The sequence below is a fragment of the Pseudomonas bohemica genome, from assembly GCF_002934685.1.
In the GTDB taxonomy this organism is placed as follows: Bacteria; Pseudomonadota; Gammaproteobacteria; order Pseudomonadales; family Pseudomonadaceae; genus Aquipseudomonas; species Aquipseudomonas bohemica.
The window spans coordinates 40068-58805 of sequence record NZ_NKHL01000115.1 but is presented as its reverse complement, the minus strand read 5'-3'; the positions used below and the strand labels follow the sequence as shown (position 1 = coordinate 58805).

Annotated in this window: 18 protein-coding genes; 5 read left to right on the top strand and 13 right to left on the bottom strand. The window is 58.1% G+C overall.

Annotated features, from left to right (window positions below; all coding sequences use genetic code 11):
* Window positions 1-71 precede the first annotated feature (71 nt).
* Window positions 72-1289 (top strand): argininosuccinate synthase, encoded by a 1218-nt coding sequence (locus CE491_RS20020; protein ID WP_110950072.1) that lies wholly within the window; start codon window positions 72-74, stop codon window positions 1287-1289.
* Window positions 1290-1487: 198 nt separating this feature from the next.
* Here the strand turns inward: CE491_RS20020 and CE491_RS20015 are convergent, their stop codons facing one another.
* The gene (locus CE491_RS20015) at window positions 1488-2042 is read right to left on the bottom strand and encodes a hypothetical protein (RefSeq protein ID WP_234407636.1); all 555 of its coding nucleotides are present in this window, start codon (window positions 2040-2042) and stop codon (window positions 1488-1490) included.
* A gap of 1178 nt (window positions 2043-3220) precedes the next feature.
* On the opposite strand from CE491_RS20015, the gene CE491_RS20010 reads away from it, so the two are divergent.
* Window positions 3221-3847 carry a response regulator transcription factor gene (locus CE491_RS20010; protein ID WP_074753141.1) on the top strand — a complete coding sequence of 209 codons (627 nt, stop codon included), beginning with the start codon at window positions 3221-3223 and terminating at the stop codon, window positions 3845-3847.
* Window positions 3848-3968: 121 nt separating this feature from the next.
* On the opposite strand, the gene CE491_RS20005 is transcribed toward CE491_RS20010, so the two are convergent.
* From CE491_RS20005 to metG, 4 genes are all read right to left on the bottom strand, one after another.
* Window positions 3969-4151: a PA3496 family putative envelope integrity protein gene (locus CE491_RS20005; protein WP_110950071.1), complete on the bottom strand. Its 183-nt coding sequence runs from the start codon at window positions 4149-4151 to the stop codon at window positions 3969-3971.
* A gap of 106 nt (window positions 4152-4257) precedes the next feature.
* Window positions 4258-4896: an endonuclease III gene (gene nth, locus CE491_RS20000; protein WP_110950070.1), complete on the bottom strand. Its 639-nt coding sequence runs from the start codon at window positions 4894-4896 to the stop codon at window positions 4258-4260.
* Between the two features lie 69 nt (window positions 4897-4965).
* Complete coding sequence (gene rsxB, locus CE491_RS19995) at window positions 4966-6003, bottom strand: electron transport complex subunit RsxB (RefSeq protein WP_110950069.1); 1038 nt, start codon at window positions 6001-6003, stop codon at window positions 4966-4968.
* 49 nt (window positions 6004-6052) lie between these two features.
* Window positions 6053-8098 (bottom strand): methionine--tRNA ligase, encoded by a 2046-nt coding sequence (gene metG, locus CE491_RS19990; RefSeq protein WP_110950068.1) that lies wholly within the window; start codon window positions 8096-8098, stop codon window positions 6053-6055.
* A gap of 207 nt (window positions 8099-8305) precedes the next feature.
* On the opposite strand from metG, the gene apbC reads away from it, so the two are divergent.
* Window positions 8306-9400, top strand: coding sequence for an iron-sulfur cluster carrier protein ApbC (gene apbC / locus CE491_RS19985; protein WP_110950067.1), 1095 nt, complete (start codon window positions 8306-8308; stop codon window positions 9398-9400).
* Between the two features lie 128 nt (window positions 9401-9528).
* Here apbC and CE491_RS19980 read toward each other — a convergent pair whose 3' ends face one another.
* Window positions 9529-9738, bottom strand: coding sequence for a cold-shock protein (locus CE491_RS19980; RefSeq protein WP_002554837.1), 210 nt, complete (start codon window positions 9736-9738; stop codon window positions 9529-9531).
* Window positions 9739-10048: 310 nt separating this feature from the next.
* On the opposite strand from CE491_RS19980, the gene dcd reads away from it, so the two are divergent.
* Window positions 10049-10615, top strand: a complete 567-nt coding sequence (dcd, locus tag CE491_RS19975) for a dCTP deaminase (protein ID WP_003184751.1) — start codon at window positions 10049-10051, stop codon at window positions 10613-10615.
* Between the two features lie 109 nt (window positions 10616-10724).
* Entirely contained in the window at window positions 10725-10946 is a 222-nt protein-coding gene (locus tag CE491_RS19970) for a hypothetical protein (RefSeq protein WP_110950066.1), read from the top strand.
* A gap of 65 nt (window positions 10947-11011) precedes the next feature.
* Here CE491_RS19970 and pdeM read toward each other — a convergent pair whose 3' ends face one another.
* From pdeM to CE491_RS19935, 7 genes are all read right to left on the bottom strand, one after another.
* Window positions 11012-11668, bottom strand: coding sequence for a ligase-associated DNA damage response endonuclease PdeM (pdeM, locus tag CE491_RS19965; RefSeq protein ID WP_110950065.1), 657 nt, complete (start codon window positions 11666-11668; stop codon window positions 11012-11014).
* Entirely contained in the window at window positions 11665-14157 is a 2493-nt protein-coding gene (locus tag CE491_RS19960; RefSeq protein WP_110950064.1) for a ligase-associated DNA damage response DEXH box helicase, read from the bottom strand. Before CE491_RS19960 ends, pdeM begins: the two co-directional genes overlap by 4 nt.
* Before the next feature lie 165 nt (window positions 14158-14322).
* Entirely contained in the window at window positions 14323-15087 is a 765-nt protein-coding gene (locus CE491_RS19955; RefSeq protein ID WP_110950063.1) for an ABC transporter ATP-binding protein, read from the bottom strand.
* A gap of 12 nt (window positions 15088-15099) precedes the next feature.
* Window positions 15100-16218, bottom strand: a complete 1119-nt coding sequence (locus CE491_RS19950) for a succinylglutamate desuccinylase/aspartoacylase family protein (RefSeq protein ID WP_110950062.1) — start codon at window positions 16216-16218, stop codon at window positions 15100-15102.
* 9 nt (window positions 16219-16227) lie between these two features.
* A complete protein-coding gene (locus CE491_RS19945) occupies window positions 16228-16938 on the bottom strand; it encodes an ABC transporter permease (RefSeq protein WP_110950061.1) in 711 nt (236 codons plus the stop codon).
* Window positions 16935-17663 (bottom strand): ABC transporter permease, encoded by a 729-nt coding sequence (locus tag CE491_RS19940; protein WP_110950060.1) that lies wholly within the window; start codon window positions 17661-17663, stop codon window positions 16935-16937. The genes CE491_RS19945 and CE491_RS19940 overlap by 4 nt, the downstream gene beginning before the upstream one ends.
* An 85-nt stretch (window positions 17664-17748) precedes the next feature.
* Window positions 17749-18531 (bottom strand): transporter substrate-binding domain-containing protein, encoded by a 783-nt coding sequence (locus tag CE491_RS19935; protein WP_110950059.1) that lies wholly within the window; start codon window positions 18529-18531, stop codon window positions 17749-17751.
* Window positions 18532-18738: the final 207 nt, after the last annotated feature.

The window sequence follows — 18738 nt, the reverse complement described above, 5'->3', positions numbered from 1 at the left end:
GCGACACTGTAAATCCACGTGTTTGAACGGTAGAATCAGCGGTTTTCCGTACAACGCGTTGGAGTGATGGCATGGCGGACGTTAACAAGGTAGTTCTCGCGTATTCCGGTGGCCTGGATACTTCGGTAATCCTCAAGTGGCTCCAGGATACGTACAACTGCGAAGTGGTGACTTTTACCGCTGACCTGGGTCAGGGCGAAGAAGTCGAGCCAGCACGCGCCAAGGCGCAAGCCATGGGCGTCAAAGAAATCTACATCGACGACCTGCGCGAAGAATTCGTGCGTGATTTCGTGTTCCCGATGTTCCGCGCCAACACCGTCTACGAAGGCGAGTACCTGCTGGGTACCTCCATCGCACGTCCGCTGATCGCCAAGCGCCTGATCGAAATCGCCAATGAAACCGGCGCTGACGCCATTTCCCACGGTGCCACCGGCAAGGGCAACGACCAGGTTCGTTTCGAACTGGGCGCCTATGCCCTCAAGCCAGGCGTGAAAGTGATCGCCCCTTGGCGTGAGTGGGACCTACTGTCCCGTGAAAAACTGATGGACTACGCCGAGAAACACGCGATCCCGATCGAGCGTCATGGCAAGAAGAAATCTCCATACTCAATGGATGCCAACCTGCTGCACATCTCCTATGAAGGCGGCGTGCTGGAAGACACCTGGACCGAGCACGAAGAAGACATGTGGCGCTGGACCGTTTCCCCTGAGAACGCTCCGGACAAACCGCAATATCTGGAACTGACCTACCGCAACGGCGACATCGTCGCGCTGGACGGCGTCGAAATGAGCCCGGCCACTGTGTTGGCGACCCTGAACCGTATCGGCGGAGAGCACGGCATCGGCCGTTTGGACATCGTTGAAAACCGCTATGTAGGCATGAAGTCTCGTGGCTGCTACGAAACCCCGGGCGGTACCATCATGCTCAAGGCGCACCGCGCCATCGAGTCGATCACCCTGGATCGTGAAGTTGCTCACTTGAAAGACGAGTTGATGCCCAAATACGCCAGCCTGATCTACACCGGCTATTGGTGGAGTCCTGAGCGCCTGATGCTGCAACAGATGATCGACGCCTCCCAGGCCCATGTGAACGGTGTCGTTCGCTTGAAGCTGTACAAAGGCAATGTGATCGTTACCGGTCGCAAATCCGACGATTCGCTGTTCGATGCGAACATCGCGACTTTCGAAGAAGACGGTGGCGCTTACAACCAGGCGGATGCAGCAGGCTTCATCAAGCTCAACGCCCTGCGCATGCGCATTGCTGCAAACAAGAACCGCAAGTTGTTCTAATCGCGGTATTGCTCTGCAGATGCCCTCAGGTGCAGCCCCGTCCGGGGCTGCACCGTTGTTAATTATCCTTTTCTACTTCGATCGGTTTGTCCAAGCCTGTACTTTGCGCACGCGAGGCCGTCAGAGTTGGCCGCATTCATTCAAGATTTTTTCCGATCCTGCCCCGTGCATGAATAACTGCGCGAAGCTCTCTCTGTTCTATGTCTGCGGCACGTCGGAAAACGGCGGGACAGAAGAGTCGAAGAAGGGCTCATGCTTGAACTCGAAGCGGTATGCCTTACCGATGTTCCAGACTTCTCGCACACTCAGATCAAGCAATTGGGCGATTTCAGCGACGGTGTAGCCGAGCGTCGAATAGTGCATGGCATGACCCGCAACGGTGTCATCGATCACAGGCGTATCACGGACGCGGGGTAATCGCGATCCCCTCACAGGCCGGCTGTACAGGATCTTCAACCCGTTCTCGTTCGCCAGCCGCTTTATCTCCTTACGGTTCATTCGCAATGAATACTGAAGTGCCGACACCCCCGCGCCCTTTGCCACCAAGCCCTTGAGCTGCTCGATCTTCGCGCGCATGAGCGCGTCCGCGTCCGCCGGGAATGCGTCTTTTTCGGCGTCCAGGGCGGCCTCCCCCGTCTCTCCCTCTGGCACAACATTGATGACCCCGCCTTGGGCGACGTACTCCTCGATGGCCTCGGCCAGTTGAAGGGGTGGGTTACCGATCTCTGAAGAAACCTCTGCTTTTTTAGTCATGGTTTATTCCTTTGAACGTGTTGATATATACGGCCCGCCATCGGGCCGAAGTCCTTGATCAAATGAGTTTCCGCGCCGGGCAGGGTATGTTCATTTCAGCCGAACGCGGTTCGCGCTAAAGTCCACGCAAGAAGTAATAAAACGGTAGCGGCAAGTATCAATTAATAATTGACGACGTTGTAACGAATTTATAGTTGTCGAAATTGATTGGCTGGTTGAAGAAAAAAGTAACGATTGAGCGTAGGTTTGGCAAGTAAAAAATAAAATTTCGTAGATTTGTTTTTGTTGTTGTTTTGACGTCTTACATGCGCGGGCTCGTGGTCTGTTAGTGCTGTAGTATTTTTCTGCTTTGCAGGAAGTTTGCTGGATTTATAGGGCGTGATGGTATTACGTGAAAGTCGGAAGAGCCTTGGTTTACTGGATTAACAAGAAGATCATATTTATTTTGTCTTCTGATAATTATATTTTCATCAATTGCGGGTCCCCTTGAGCCAGCCCACCGACTGCGCAAGCCCTGAAGACGGGCGAATCCAGCCGCTTCAGAATGGTCTGAGTATGGTGTAGGACGATTCGTGAAATATATATATATGGAAAAAATATTTTTTGAATGTGTATTTTTTCAACAACATCATTGGCTTTCCGAGGCCGGGTTGTGTTTTGCAATATTTTATGATTGATGCTGCATGGCATGTCTGTCAGATCGGCTTATTCTGAGGGCAATAACTTCATGTAGGACAATGCCTCATCACTGGCCCGATGCAGAGATACCTTGATGTGCGAGAAGAGTCTTGGGTGAACTCAAGCACTGTCATTATTCAGATGGGATAAATCAGGCAGGTCGGCGGACAGTAATCGCCCACAGGACGCCTGACGCATTGTGTCAGAGCGGTTAGATTCAAAGTCGTGCCAGGAAAGGACGTAATGATTGGTTTCAGCACTTTCAAGGATTGTGGATTGATGTTTTCGACAGGCGCACCGGACCTTCATCGCGCCGAGAAAATGGATGGCAGGCCTGGAAGTGAAGGCGGATAAGGCAGGTTTTGTAGGATCTTTCTGTTGCTTGAGTGGGAAAGGTCTCTGCCTGCTATTCCGCGGGGAGGAGCGCCATGCAAAGCACTAAACGACTAAGCTATTGTGCGGGCTCTGAAAAATTCGAACAGCTAAAGAATGGACTGCACATGAATAAAGTGTTGATCGTGGATGATCACCCTGTCATTCGGCTCGCCGTACGCATGCTGATGGAGCGGCACGGTTACGAGGTCATTGCGGAAACGGATAACGGGGTCGATGCGCTCCAGCTGGCCCGTGAGCATTTGCCCGATATCGTCATCCTGGACATCGGTATTCCCAAGCTGGACGGTCTGGAGGTCATTGCACGGCTCACGGCGATGACCCTGCCTTTCAAGGTGTTGATCCTGACATCCCAGGCACCGGGCCATTTTTCGATGCGCTGCATGCAGGCTGGCGCAGCGGGCTATGTCTGCAAGCAGCAGGACCTGACCGAGCTGTTGAGTGCTATCAAGGCAGTGTTATCGGGGTACAGCTACTTTCCCAATCAGGCGCTGCATACCGTACGTTCGAGCCTTGGCAACGCCAGTGAGGCGGAGATGGTTGATCGGCTCTCGGGTCGGGAAATGATGGTGTTGCAGCAATTGGCTCGAGGGAAGACCAATAAGGAAATTGCCGATGGCATGTTTCTCAGCAATAAAACCGTCAGCACCTACAAGACACGCCTGTTGCTGAAGCTTAATGCTCATTCGCTGGTTGATCTGATCGAACTCGCACAACGCAACGGGCTGGTGTAAAGGCCGCTGCAAGTGCCTCTGGCGCTCACTTTGATCCAAACATTGCAGGTTGCTTCAATTGAATTCATGCCGACAGGCTAAAGCCTCTCAAGCAATGGAGAGGCTTTGAAAGGGAGGCTTGTTACAGGTCGAAGTCGTAGTCTGCCAGCTGCTTCTGTAGGCGACGTTCTTCCAGCAGATTGTCGATGGTGCGGCGCTTGCTGAGATTGGTCTTCGCGGTTTCTACGGGTACTTGCGCGGCTTCGTCGGAGTCTCCGGAAACGAAGTCGTCATCTACGTCCAACTGCTCTTTGTCAGTGCTCATTAACGTTGACTCCAGCTTGGGCTGTCTTTGGCGCACCTTATAGCGACAAACCTCGACTGGGTAAAAAAGATTTTTTCAATCGATCAAGCCCGCAAAACCCTATCGCTCAATCGTCTGAGGTTTTTGCCTTGTATTCGCACAAGTCCTCGATCCTGCAACTGCCACATCTCGGCTTGCGTGCCACGCAAACATAGCGGCCGTGAAGGATGAGCCAGTGATGCGCATCTAGCAGGTAATCCTTCGGAACGAACTTCATCAACTTGTTTTCAACTTCGACGACGTTCTTGCCGGGGGCGATACCCGTGCGGTTGCTGACCCGGAAAATGTGCGTATCCACGGCCATGGCCAGCTGCCGAAACGCGGTATTGAGCACGACATTCGCCGTTTTACGACCCACGCCGGGCAGGGCTTCCAGGGCTTCGCGGGTCTGCGGGACTTCTCCGCCATGAAGCTCGACCAGCATGCGACAGGTTTCGATCACGTTCCTGGCCTTGCTGTTGTACAGGCCGATGGTCTTGATGTATTCCGAAAGCCCCTCGACACCCAGCGCGTAAATGGCCTGCGGTGTATTGGCTATCGGGTACAGGCGCGCGGTGGCCTTGTTGACGCTGACGTCGGTGGCCTGTGCCGAGAGGATGACCGCGATCAGCAGCTCGAAAGGGGTGCTATAGGCCAATTCGGTTTTAGGATCGGGATTGTCTTCGTGAAGACGGCGAAAGATTTCCAAACGTTTGGCTGCATTCATGAAGTGCGCTTTCCCTGGGAAACGGTCAAATCGAGTGTGGCGTCGGGCCTGATGGCCGGGGTGGGGAGTTCAATTGGCTTCAAGGGCGTTCAGAGCCTGTTCGGCTTGGCTGACCTGGTCGCCCAGCGCTGCAACCTGATCTTTCGGCAGTTGCGCCGCCTGCGCCTTTTTCAGCGCAGCTCTGCGCATGGCCAGTTCTATCCTTGCCCGGTTCAGTACCGCTTTGTCTGGCTTTGCTCGGCTCTGGGTCGTGGCCGATGTTTGCTGAACGGGTGGAGGGCTCGCAGCTGCAGCGTCCTGAAGCGCTGACAAGGCGTGTTCCGCCTCGTCGAGTTCGCGCTGCAACTCCGCCAGCCGCGCTGCCTGCGCTGCGATGGGCGGATGGCCAAAGGCCTTGAGGGACTTGATCAACTGCGCGCGGCTCATTGTGGCCTTGATACGCGCCTGTTTGAGCGCAGCATCGCTGTCGGCCGATGTCTGCGCGCGAACCCTGTCCAGTGCCGCCTGCAGTGCATCAAAGCGGGTTGGCAGCGGGCTTGCCGGTTTGCACTGACGGGCATGGCGTTCAGCCTGGCGTTGCAGGTCTTCAGCCCGCAGGCGTGCATTGCGGGCCTCGAAACGTTGACGTGCGCGATTGCGCTTGGCGCCGCGGGCCACCCGTTGCGTCTCATCGAATGCCAGCCCCCCCACAATCGGCACCACGGCGGGCGACGACAGGGGCAGCATATCGATACAGTCGACCGGGCAGGGCGCAACGCAAAGGTCGCAACCGGTGCACTCGTCAACAATCACGGTATGCATCAGTTTTGCGGCACCGACGATGGCATCGACGGGGCAGGCCTGAATGCATTTGGTGCAGCCGATGCATTCCGCTTCGCGAATGAATGCGACCTGAGCCAGGGCGCTGCCGCGTTCGGTGTCCAGGGCAATGACAGGCACATTCAGGAGGTGCGACAGCGCGGCAATGGTTTCAGCGCCGCCAGGAGGGCATTTGTTGATTGCTTCGCCGCTGGCGATCCCCTCGGCGTAAGGTTCGCAGCCGGGGTGGCCGCATTTGCCGCATTGGGTTTGCGGCAACAGGGAATCAATACGCTGAATCAGGTTCATGCTTTGACCAGGGGCCGAGGACCCCGGGGATCGTCGGCCACGCTCATGGTTACTTGATACGCTGGCCCGGCTTGGCGCCGCTGTCAGGGCTGAGCAGGTAGATTTCTTCGCCACCAGGGCCTGCGGCCATCACCATGCCCTCGGAAATGCCGAAGCGCATTTTCCGCGGTTTCAGGTTGGCGATCATCATGGTCAGACGGCCTTCCAGTTCAGCAGGGTTCGGGTACGCGCTCTTGATGCCGGAGAACACGTTGCGCTTCTCGTCGCCGATATCCAGGGTCAGGCGCAATAGCTTGTCAGCGCCTTCAACGTGTTCGGCCTTCTCGATCAAGGCGACGCGCAGGTCGATGGCGGCAAAGGCGTCGAAGTCGATCTCCGGCGACAACGGATCGTTGATCAGCTCGCCATTACCCTGAGCTGCGCCGGTATCGGTGGCGCTGGCTGCCAGGTCTTCCTTCGAAGCATTGGTCATGGCTTCCACCTTGGCCGGATCGATGCGGGTCATCAGCGCCTGGAAGGGGTTCAGCTGATGATTGCCGAGCAGGGTCAGGTGATCGTCCCAGGTCAGAGGAGCGACATTGAGGAACTGCTCGGCATCGGCCGCCAGATTCGGCAATACCGGCTTGAGGAAAATCACCAACTGGCGGAACAGGTTGATGCCCAGCGCGCAGATCGCCTGAACTTCGTCCTGCTTGCCTTCCTGCTTGGCCAGCGACCACGGAGCCTTGTCGGCGATCCAGGCGTTGGCGCGGTCGGCCAGCGCCATGATTTCGCGCATGGCACGAGCGAAGTCGCGGGCCTCGTAGGCTTCGGCAATGCTCGGCGCCGCAGCGAGGAAAGCTTCGGTCAGCTCTGGCGCGGCATTGCCAGCGATCAGCACACCTGCATTGCCTTTATGAATGAAGCCAGCGCAACGGCTGGCGATATTGACCACCTTGCCGATCAGGTCGGAGTTGACCTTCTGCACGAAGTCTTCGAGGTTCAGGTCCAGGTCGTCCACGCCTCGGCCCAGCTTGGCCGCATAGTAATAGCGCAGGTATTCCGGCGACAGATGCTCAAGATAGGTACGCGCCTTGATGAAGGTGCCGCGAGACTTGGACATCTTCTGGCCGTTGACGGTCAGGTAGCCGTGAACATTGATGCCACTTGGCTTGCGGAAACCCGAGCCCTCGAGCATCGCTGGCCAGAACAGCGCGTGGAAATTGACGATGTCCTTGCCAATGAAGTGATACAGCTCGGCGGTCGAATCCTTGTTCCAGAACGCTTCGAATTCCAGGCCCGGCGTGCGATCGCACAGGTTCTTGAAGCTGGCCATGTAGCCGATTGGTGCATCCAGCCAGACGTAAAAGTATTTGCCAGGCTCACCCGGAATCTCGAAACCGAAATACGGTGCGTCACGGGAGATATCCCACTGCTGCAGGCCGGAGTCCAGCCATTCGGAGAGCTTGTTCGCCACGGCATCCTGCAGGGTGCCGCTGCGGGTCCAGCTTTTCAGCATGGCGTCGAAGGCCGGCAGGTCGAAGAAGAAATGCTTGGAGTCCTTGAGCACCGGTGTAGCGCCGGAAATCGCCGATTTCGGATCTTTCAGATCGGTCGGTGCGTAGGTGGCGCCGCATTTCTCGCAATTGTCGCCGTACTGGTCCTCGGTGCCGCATTTCGGGCAGGTGCCCTTGATGAAGCGGTCGGCCAGGAACATTTTCTTTTCCGGGTCGAAATACTGGGTCACCGAACGCGTGGCGATGTGCCCCGCGTCGCGCAGACGGGTATAGATCAGGCTCGACAGCTCGCGGTTTTCTTCGGAGTGGGTCGAGTGGAAGTTGTCGAAGTTCACCAGGAAGTCGGCGAAGTCCCCGCTGTGTTCGGCCTGAACGTTGGCGATCAGTTGCTCAGGGGAAATGCCTTCCTTTTCCGCGCGCAGCATGATTGCCGAGCCGTGGGCGTCGTCTGCGCACACATAGATGCACTGATTGCCGCGGTGCTTCTGGAAGCGCACCCACATGTCGGTCTGGATGTACTCGAGCATGTGGCCAAGGTGAATGGAACCATTGGCATAGGGCAGGGCGCTGGTGACGAGAATCTTGCGTGGCTCGGACATGGGGCTCGGCTACTTGAAGTGAAACGGAGATCGGCCACTATAAAGGTCTGAGCGTTTTTTTTCATCCCGCAGATTGTGGCGCAAGATTCCCGTAGCAGTCCGCCGCCTCATGCTGAAAGCGCTCACCGCTGCAAAACCGGCCCCCTCTGATCGACAGACGCGGTAGGATAGCCGCCTGTTTTACTCAGTCTTTTTCGGGAGTGACCCATGAGCGCTGTGAATCGCGCAACGGTGGAAGCCGTCCTTCGCCAGTACACCGATCCTTATTTGAACCACGACCCCGTCAGCGCCGGTTGTGTGCGTGCGATCGATATCGAGGGCGATCGCGTCCAAGTGCAGTTGGCGCTGGGTTACGCCGCCGACCTGTTCAAGAACGGTTGGGCGCAGATGCTGCAAATGGCTATCGAAGGCCTGGACGGCGTTTCCTCGGCCAAGGTCCAGATCACTACGCTGATCACTGCACACAAGGCTCAGGGGCAGATTCCGGGGCTGGCCAACGTCAAAAATATCGTCGCCGTGGCGTCGGGCAAGGGCGGCGTGGGCAAATCCACCACGGCTGCCAACCTTGCGTTGGCGCTTTCTCGCGAGGGCGCGCGCGTCGGTATCCTCGACGCCGACATTTATGGCCCAAGCCAGGGTGTGATGTTCGGCATCCCTGAGGGCACGCGGCCCAAAGTCAAGGATCAGAAATGGTTCGTGCCCATCGAGGCTCACGGCATCGAAGTGATGTCGATGGCATTTCTGACCGACGACAACACGCCGATGGTCTGGCGTGGCCCGATGGTCTCTGGCGCTTTGTTGCAACTGATTACCCAGACCGCCTGGAATGACCTCGATTATCTGGTCATCGACATGCCCCCGGGCACAGGTGATATTCAACTGACCCTGGCGCAGAAGGTCCCGGTCGCAGGCGCCGTCATCGTCACCACTCCGCAGGATCTGGCGTTGCTGGATGCGAAAAAGGGCGTTGAAATGTTCCGCAAGGTCAACATTCCGGTGCTGGGCGTGGTGGAAAACATGGCCGTGCACATTTGCTCGAATTGTGGCCATGCCGAGCATCTGTTCGGGGAAGGTGGGGGCGAAAAGCTGGCGTCGCAGTACGACGTGGAACTGCTGGCTTCGCTGCCATTGTCGATGTTGATTCGTGAGCAGGCCGATGGTGGCAAACCTACCGCGATCGCCGAGCCCGAGAGTCAGATTGCGATGGTCTATCAGGAACTTGCCCGACACGTGGGCGCGCGGATCGTGTTGCAGGAAGCGGCTTCGCCTGCGATGCCGAACATTTCCATTAGCGACGATTGATCGATGACGGCCGGGCCAGTAGCAACTGGCCGGCTGATCTGCCGTAGGGTTCATGAAGTCCCAACAATCTGCAGGCATAAAAAAACCCCGCTTTTGAGGGCGGGGTCTTTCAAGCGATTCAGTACAAGTTAGATAACTTGAACTTCTTCAGCTTGCATGCCTTTCTGACCGCGGGTAGCGATGAAAGAAACCTGTTGGCCTTCTTTCAGGCTTTTGAAGCCGTCGGATTGGATAGCTTTGAAGTGTACGAACAGGTCGTCACCGGATTGTGGAGTGATGAAGCCGAAGCCTTTTTCATCGTTGAACCACTTAACGGTACCGGTTTGGCGATTAGACATGGTGTATCTCCTTGGACAAAGTTAACTGCGACTCAGGAAGAACCCTGGCCGAGACTGAGTGCAAAGAGCAGGAAAAATTCTTGGAGATGGTTGGATCGAAATTCAACATCGTGTAGAGATTCTCAGTGACACAAGCAACACAGTGGACCCACCTTAACCGTTTTTTTGGGATGTGCCAATGGGCTTGTCCTGTTTATTTCGACAGACGGGGAAAAGCGTGTGATGCAGACTGCGCGCAGTCTTTGAACCCGGAGCGTTGGCCCGGTAAGATGCCGGACATCTTTTTCACCTCGCTATTCAGGACACCGCCATGAGCATCAAATCGGACAAGTGGATTCGCCGCATGGCGCAAGAGCACGGCATGATCGAGCCCTTCGTGGAGCGCCAGATGCGGGGCGAGGGCGCCGACCGTTTGATCTCTTTCGGCGTCTCCAGCTATGGCTACGACGTACGCTGCGCCGATGAATTCAAGGTGTTCACCAACATCAATTCGGCGACCGTCGATCCGAAGAATTTCGATGAAAAAAGCTTCGTCGACGTGAAAAGCGACGTTTGTATCATCCCGCCGAACTCCTTCGCCCTGGCCCGCACCGTCGAGTATTTCCGCATTCCACGTAACGTCCTGACCATCTGCCTGGGCAAGAGCACCTACGCGCGCTGCGGGATTATCGTCAACGTGACCCCGCTGGAGCCGGAATGGGAAGGCCACGTGACGCTGGAATTCTCCAACACCACCACGCTGCCGGCGAAGATCTATGCCAACGAAGGTGTCGCACAGATGCTGTTCCTCGAATCCGACGAAGAATGCGAGGTGTCGTACAAGGACCGTGGTGGCAAGTACCAGGGTCAGCGCGGCGTCACCCTGCCACGTACCTGATTGCACCGTTGGTCATTTCGAAACTGAATTACTCTCGAAAACCGCACTCTATTGACTGAACTGTTCCCGTCCGCACCATGCGGATGGGGCCAACGCTCAGGAGTGCCCTATGAAGAGACAAATGAATACCAGCATCAAGGAAGCCGACCCCGGACAGAATCAGGTCGGGTTGCTGGCGTGGTCGCTGTTAGCGCATCCCCATTTGAACAACATGGTTGCGGGTGGCATTCCTGGCCAGCCCAACCCTGATACTCCCAACGAATTCCCTCAGCCTGAAGAGCCCGGCTCGCCCACAGAGCCCGATCAGCCGCCTCCCGCGCCTGTCGCCTGACCTCAATCACCTGCCGGTGCTTCGGCGCCGGCAGGTTTGTCCTTCACCCCGTATCGAGCCTGTCGCTACCCGGCTTCCCATACCGCACCCTCGCCAACTACAAACACTCTGCTGTCCTCTTGTCTGTCGATATTCATCCCGCCGGTAAACGCGCCGAACGCGGGTAACAAGCTGACGTTCGATTGCACGTAAAAACACGGTAGGCGCAGGCGTTGTCGTCCTCTTCCGAAAAGCCTGTAGGCAGGGTGCACATGTCCCGCCAGAACATAATGAGTCGAGTGCGGATCCGGCTCATGTTGCAGTGAAAAAGGACCGAGCAGCAGCGGCTCCGGCACGACCTCGATGCGCAACTCAGCAGGCGGGTCTCCGGCGCGTCTGTCATGGTTGCCACGGATCAGGGTGATAGCCAGCGAAGCGTGCCGCTCACGCCAAGCCTGTATCGCCGACAGGGTGCCCGCAGCATGGGATTCCGGGGCATGCAGAAAGTCGCCAAGAAAAATCAGGTGTTTGCAGTCGTAACCTGCCAGCAGGTTGTCCAGCCGCTGAATATTGTCATCGGTCGTGCCGTGGGGCACGGGCTGGCCCAGCCGACGATAGGCTGCCGCCTTGCCGAAGTGCGCGTCGGCAATCAGCAAGGCGCGTTCGGCGGGGTAATACACGGCTTTTTCGGCCAGCAGCCACAGTTCGGCGCCTGCCAGTTGAATCGATAAATACGGTCTCACACGGTTACCTCAGGGCCAGCGGCTTTCTCCAGGTCGCGCACCATGCGGGCGATGCGATCAGAGAGCTTTTCGGTGCTCAGGCTTTCGCGCATGCGCTCGACCAACAGGGGAAACGCCATAGGCGTTGGCCGTTTGATCATATGCATATCCAGCGTGCGTCCGTTGATGCGTCGCAGTGTCTGCTCCAGTCGGCCGACATCCAGTTCCTGACGCATGACTTCTTCCTGAGCCTGACTAAGCAACAGATTGCCAGCGTCGTACTGTTTGAACACCTCGAAAAACAACCCACTGGAAGCTTGCAGCTGGCGATTGCTCTTGGGGGCGCCGGGGTAGCCGGAAAACACCAGCCCGGCGATGCGCGCGATCTCCCTGAAGCGGCGCAGGGCCAGTTCGCCAGCATTGAGGCTGGCGATGATGTCGGCCAAAAGATGCTCCTCGCTGAACAGACTTGCATTCAGGCGTTGCGACCAATCCACCTCGGTCGCACTGAGCAATTCGAAGCCGTAGTCGTTGACCGCGATGGAGAAAGTCAGCGGCGTGTCCCGGCTCAGGCGCCAGGCCAGCAGACTCGCCAGCCCCAGATGAACGTGGCGCCCAGCGAACGGGTAAAGAAACAGATGCCAGCCTTCGCGGGACTTCAGCACCTCGGCCAGCAGGGTGTCCTTGCGTGGCAGTGCCGACCATTTCCGCTGCACCTCAAGCAATGGGCTGACGGTGTGCATCTCCGGGCTGTCGTAAATGTTGTGCGCGGCGGCATCGAATTTTTCGACCACCGCGTCAGCCAGTTCATTGGAGAGCGGCATACGCCCGCCATTCCAGCGCGGGACCGCGGCTTTCTTGGTTGTAGCCCTTTTCACGTAGGCGGTCATGTTCTCCACGCGCACCAGCTCCAGCAGCCGACCGCTGAACAAGAAACCGTCTCCCGGTTTCAACCGGGCGATGAAGCCTTCCTCAACGCTACCCAGCGAGCCGCCGCCACCGCCCTTGCTCCAATACTTCACATTGATACTGGCATCGCTGACGATGGTGCCGACGCTCATGCGATGCCTGCGCGCCAGGCGCGCATCCGGTACACGCCAGATGCCGTGCTCATCGGGTTCGACGCGGCGGTAGTCGGGGTATGCAGTGAGCGACAGGCCGCCATGCCGAACGAAGGCCAGCGCCCATTGCCATTCCTCATCGGTCAGATCGCGATAGGCCCACGCGGTACGAACCTCGGCGAGCAACTCGTCAGGCAAAAAGCCTCCGCCGAGCGCCATGCTCACCAGATGCTGTACGAGAACGTCCAGCGGCTTGTGCGGCGATTCTCTGGGTTCGATGAGCCGCGCGTTGACCGCGTCGCGGGCAGCCGCAGCTTCCACAAGCTCCAGGCTGTGAGTCGGCACCAGCGTCACGCGGGAGGGGCGGCCGGGAGCGTGGCCTGAACGCCCGGCTCTTTGCATCAGCCGCGCCACGCCTTTGGCCGAGCCAATCTGCAGCACACGTTCTACGGGCAGAAAATCCACACCCAAATCGAGACTGGATGTGCAGACCACGGCCTTGAGATGTCCTTCCTTTAGCGCGCGCTCGACCCAATCCCGCACTTCGCGAGACAACGAGCCGTGATGCAGCGCGATCAATCCCGCCCAGTCGGGACGGGCGTCCAGCAGGGCCTGATACCAGATTTCCGACTGCGCGCGGGTGTTGGTGAATAGCAGGCAACTGGTGCTGCTATCCACCTCAGCCAGCACCTGCGGCAACATGCGCAGACCCATGTGCCCAGCCCACGGAAAACGCTCGATGCCTTGTGGGATCAAGGTGTCGACGATCAGCTCTTTGACGACCTTGCCTTGCACAGCCGTGCCGCCGTCGCCCAGCAGCACCTGTTGGGCGTGCTCTTGATTGCCGAGCGTTGCCGACAGGCCCCAGACGATCAGCTGCGGATTCCACTGCCGCAGACGCGCCAGCGCCAGTTGCAGTTGCACGCCACGCTTGTTGCCGATCAGCTCGTGCCATTCATCGACCACGATCATCTTCAATGTCGAGAAGGTCGCCTGAGCATCGGCGCGGGTCAGCAGCAGCGTCAGGCTTTCCGGCGTGGTGATCAGCGCCGTAGGCAGGCGACGGCCCTGCCTGGCGCGCTCGCTGCCGCTGGTGTCGCCGGTTCGCAAACCGACGCTCCACGGAATCTGCAGGTCCGAAAGTGGTGCTTGCAGGGCACGTGCGGTGTCGGCGGCCAGCGCACGCATGGGAGTGATCCACAGCACGCTCAATGGTGGCGGTGGGGTCTTGCGTTTGCGCGGTTTATCGTCGGTCGGCGCAGGGCTGGGCCTGGCGAAGCGATTGAGGGCTGCAAACCACACCGAATAGGTCTTGCCCGCGCCGGTGCTGGCGTGCAGGAGTCCGGATTCGCCACGTGCCACTGCCGCCCAAACGTTTTTTTGAAATGGAAACGGCTTCCAGCCACGGGCGGTGAACCAGCGCTGGGCAAAATTGACGGTTTTAGGCATGCGCTGGCTCTGATGGGGGTTAAGTCAGAGACCGTTGCAGGAGGGGATTAGTTTGGTGGCTTTTGCCGTCAGTAGAACGTGTAGGAGCGAGCTTGCGCGCGATTGCGGTATTTTCTTATCTGATCCACCGCAATCGCGGGCAAGCGCGCTCCTACGGTTGAAGCATTACTTCAAATTCCCGCTAAGGAACTGCTTCAACCGCTCGCTCTTTGGGCTGCCCAGGACATCGTCCGGATGGCCGATTTCTTCGATCTGGCCCTGATGCAGGAACACCACTTGATTGGCGACCTTACGGGCGAAGCCCATCTCGTGGGTCACCAAAATCATGGTGCGGCCTTCTTCAGCAAGGCCCTGAATCACCTTCAACACCTCGCCCACCAGCTCGGGGTCGAGTGCCGAAGTCGGTTCGTCGAACAGCATGATTTCCGGTTCCATCGCCAGCGCCCGGGCGATCGCCACGCGCTGTTGCTGGCCGCCGGACAGAAACGCCGGGTATTGATCGGCAACCCGCGCCGGCAGGCCGACCTTTTCCAGGTATTTGCGCGCACGGTCCTCGGCTTCGGCCTTCGATACGCCCAGCACTCGCCGCGGCGCCATGGTGATGTTTTCCAGCACCGTCATGTGGCTCCACAGGTTGAAATGCTGGAACACCATGGCCAGACGGGTGCGGATACGCTGCAGTTCGGCGGGGTCGGCGACCTTCATGCCGGTGGCGTCGCTGACCATACGGATCTGCTGGCCGTCCAGGCTCATGGCGCCGTCGTTGGGTTGTTCGAGAAAGTTGATGCAGCGCAGGAAGGTACTCTTGCCCGAGCCGCTGGCGCCGATCAGGCAGATCACGTCACCGACGTTGGCCTTGAGCGACACGCCTTTGAGCACCTCGTGGTCACCGTAGCTTTTGTGCAGGCCATCGATGGTCAGTTTGTACATGACTGGCAGTCCTTAAGGAGAAAGTAAGTAGCCGCTGCGAAAGGCTTCGGTGCCGGCGACATGGGCGATGACCATGCCGGCGGTCGCCATGCGTCGCAAGGAGCGGGCGTACATAAGGCCGGCGCTGACCGTGTGGACCGGGGTCACCGTGTCGCTGATCGGGTCGATGACCTCAGCGATCAGTTGCCCCGCCTCGACGTATTCGCCCGGCAGTGTGCAGAACACCAGCAGGCCGCCGACAGGCGTGGCAACCGGTTCGACCGCCGCCAGTGGCGTCGCCGGATAAATCAATTCAGGTGGCGCGGCCGGTTCTCCGGCAATCGCCCCGTACTGCATCAGGTAGCTGATGATCGCCTGACAGTCGCGACTGCCGAGGGCGTGACACACATCACCCTGACCGCGCAATTCCACGGTTACGGAAAAGCTGCCCAGGGGAATCGGGAAGCGCTTTTCGAAGCGCTGCTGCAACTGCCACCAGACCAGCGTGAAGCATTCGTCGAACGACTGACCACCGGAGTCGGTGGCCAGCAGACTGGCTTGCGTACCCAGATAACGAGACAGCGGCTCGACCTGCGACCAGGCTTCGGGCGTGGTGTACAGATGCTCCACCGCTTCGAAATCGCAATGCAGGTCCAGCACCATGTCGGCGTCGCAGGCCAGGCGTTGCAAGGCCAGACGTTGTGATTCCAGTTGGGTGGCGCCGGTACGTGCCAGTAAGGCCGCGCGCAGATGTCTGCGGATCAGGCCAACGTTGTGTTTCGGGTCGTCGCTCAGCAGCGGCTCGACTTCGTCGCCCACCTGCACGCTGAGATCGACGAACCAACGGTTGAAGTTCTGGCCGCTTTCCAGCTCGTAGCGGCCCAGCGGGATGTCCATCAGCACCTGTTCCAGGCCAATCGGGTTGGCCACGGGCACCACGACGACTTCGCCCAGCAGCTGACCGGCTTTCTCAAGTTCGGCCAGGCGCTGTTTCAGGTACCAGCAGACCAGCATCCCCGGCAGTTCATCTGCGTGCAGGGACGACTGAATGTAGATTTTGCAGGCGCCGTTTTCCGGGCCGTAGTGAAAGCTGTGAATCTGCCGCGCGGTGCCTGGCACTGGCGACAGCAGGTTATGGGTCTGGTGGCGCATGTTCAGGTCCTAGTGAGACGGGCCGAGAAAGGCCAGCCAGCGGCGTTCGGCCAGTCGGAACAGACCGACCAGGATGAAGGTGACCGTGAGGTAGATCAGCGCCGCAATGCCGAACGACTGAAACGTCAGGAAGGTCGCCGAGTTCGCATCGCGGGCGACCTTGAGGATGTCCGGCACGGTGGCGGTGAAGGCCACGGTGGTCGAGTGCAGCATCAGGATCACCTCGTTGCTGTAGTACGGCAGTGAACGACGCAGCGCCGACGGCATGATCACGTAGGTATACAGACGCCAGCCGGTCAGACCGTAGGCCTTGGCCGCTTCGACTTCGCCATGGTTCATGCTGCGAATCGCACCGGCGAAAATCTCGGTGGTATAGGCGCAGGTATTGAGGGCGAACGCCAGGATGGTGCAGTTCATCGCGTCTCGGAAGAACGCGCCGAGCATCGGCTGTTCGCGCACCGCGGCAATGCTATAGATGCCGGTGTAGCAGATCAGCAACTGGATATAGAGCGGCGTACCCCGGAACAGGTAGGTGTAGAACTGCACGGGCCAGCGCACCAGCGGGTTACGCGACACCCGGGCGATGGACAGCGGGATTGAAACAATGAAACCGATGGCGATGGAGGCGCTGAGCAGCCACAGCGTCATGGCCAGTCCAGTGATGTTCTGGCCGTCCGTATAAAGGAACGCGCGCCAGTACTCTTGAAGCAATTCGATCATCGTTGAGCCTCCCGGCTGCCTGCGGCGTAACGCCGTTCAGCCCAGCGCAGGGCAATGTTGGAGACGCTGGTGATGACCAGATAGATCAACGCCGCGAGCACCAGGAAATAGAACAGCTGATACGTGCTTTTGCCGGCATCCTGAGAGGCCTTGACCAGATCGGCCAGGCCAATGATCGACACCAGCGCAGTGGCCTTGAGCACCACTTGCCAGTTGTTGCCGATGCCGGGAAGGGCAAAGCGCATCATCTGTGGAAACACCACGTAGCGGAAACGCTGGGAGCGACTCAAACCGTAAGCGGTGGCGGCTTCGACCTGCCCACGAGGCACCGAAAGGATCGCGCCACGGAAGGTTTCGGTGAAGTACGCGCCATAGATGAAGCCCAGCGTGATGACACCGGCGGCGAAAGGATCGATTTCGATGTAATCCCAATCCATCGCTTCGGTAAGGCTCGTGAGCCAGGTCTGCAGGCTATAGAAAATGAGCAGCATCAGCACCAGGTCCGGGATGCCACGGATCAGCGTGGTGTAGACCTGCGCCGGAACGCGAAGGATCGCGGTCTTGGAAAGTTTGGCACTGGCGCCCAGCAGGCCCAGCACGATGGCCAGCAGCAGCGACATTACCGATAATTTGACGGTCATCCAGGTGCCTTGCATCAGCAACGGGCCGAAGCCCTTGAGGCTGAACGCGGACAGTCCCAGGTTTTGCAGAAGAGTTTCGAACATGTGGAACCTATACAGTCAATAAAAACGCCCATCGACTTCAGCGAGGGGATTGGATGATCGCTGAGATCGACGGGCGTTTGTTTTCTTACTTACCGCTGTACAGATTCAGATCACCGAAGTGCTTTTTCTGGATCTCGGCATACTTGCCGTCATCGTGTAACGCTTTGATACCTTTATCCAAAAGCGCTTTCAGGTCTTTGTTACCTTTCGAGATGCCGACAGCGGTCTTGGCTGGCAGCAGTGGGTCGTCGATTGGCTTGCTGACTTCGTAATCAGCACCTTGTGGCGATTTCAGGAAGCCCAGTTCGGCTTGCAGCATATCTTGTACGGAAGCGTCCAGACGACCCGATACCAGGTCAGCGTAAACCTGGTCCTGGTTGGCGTAGGCCTGGGTTTTCACGCCAGCCTTGTCCAGGATGGCCTTGGCGTAGGCTTCCTGGATGGTGCCTTGCTCGTAACCGACGGTCTTGCCTTTCAAGCTGGCCGGGTCAGCAGTGAAGCCGGCGCCTTTCTTGAAGACCAGCGCGGTTGGGCCGGAGAACAGTTCGTTGGAGAAGTCGATGACTTTCTCGCGAGCCGGAGTCACGGTCATCGAGGAGATCACGCCGTCGAACTTATTGGCTTTCAGGCCGGGAATCATGCCGTCGAAATCGCTCTCGACCCATTTGCACTTGACCTTCAATTCAGCACAGATCGCGTTGCCCAGATCGATGTCGAAGCCAACCAGGCTGCCGTCAGCGGCTTTCGATTCGAAGGGAGCGTACGAAGGATCGACGCCGAAACGCAGCTCCTTGTACTCCTTGGCCATTGCGTTGCCAGCGGCCAGACAGATGGCGAGTGCGGAAAGGGTCAGCCATGCTTTTTTCATCGTTCAGTCCTTAAAACCAAATTGAGCGTTGGGAACACGCGAAGGCTTGCTACCGGCAGGTGCCAGACCGCAAAAAGATAGCAATTTCCGAACCAAAGAGACGAACGTGCGTTTTAAATGTACGGAGTTGTCGCAATGATGACTTTGAGCCATCTGTTGTCTTTTTTTCAGGTGCCGGAGGCAGGGGCAGAGTAGCTGGAACGAGTT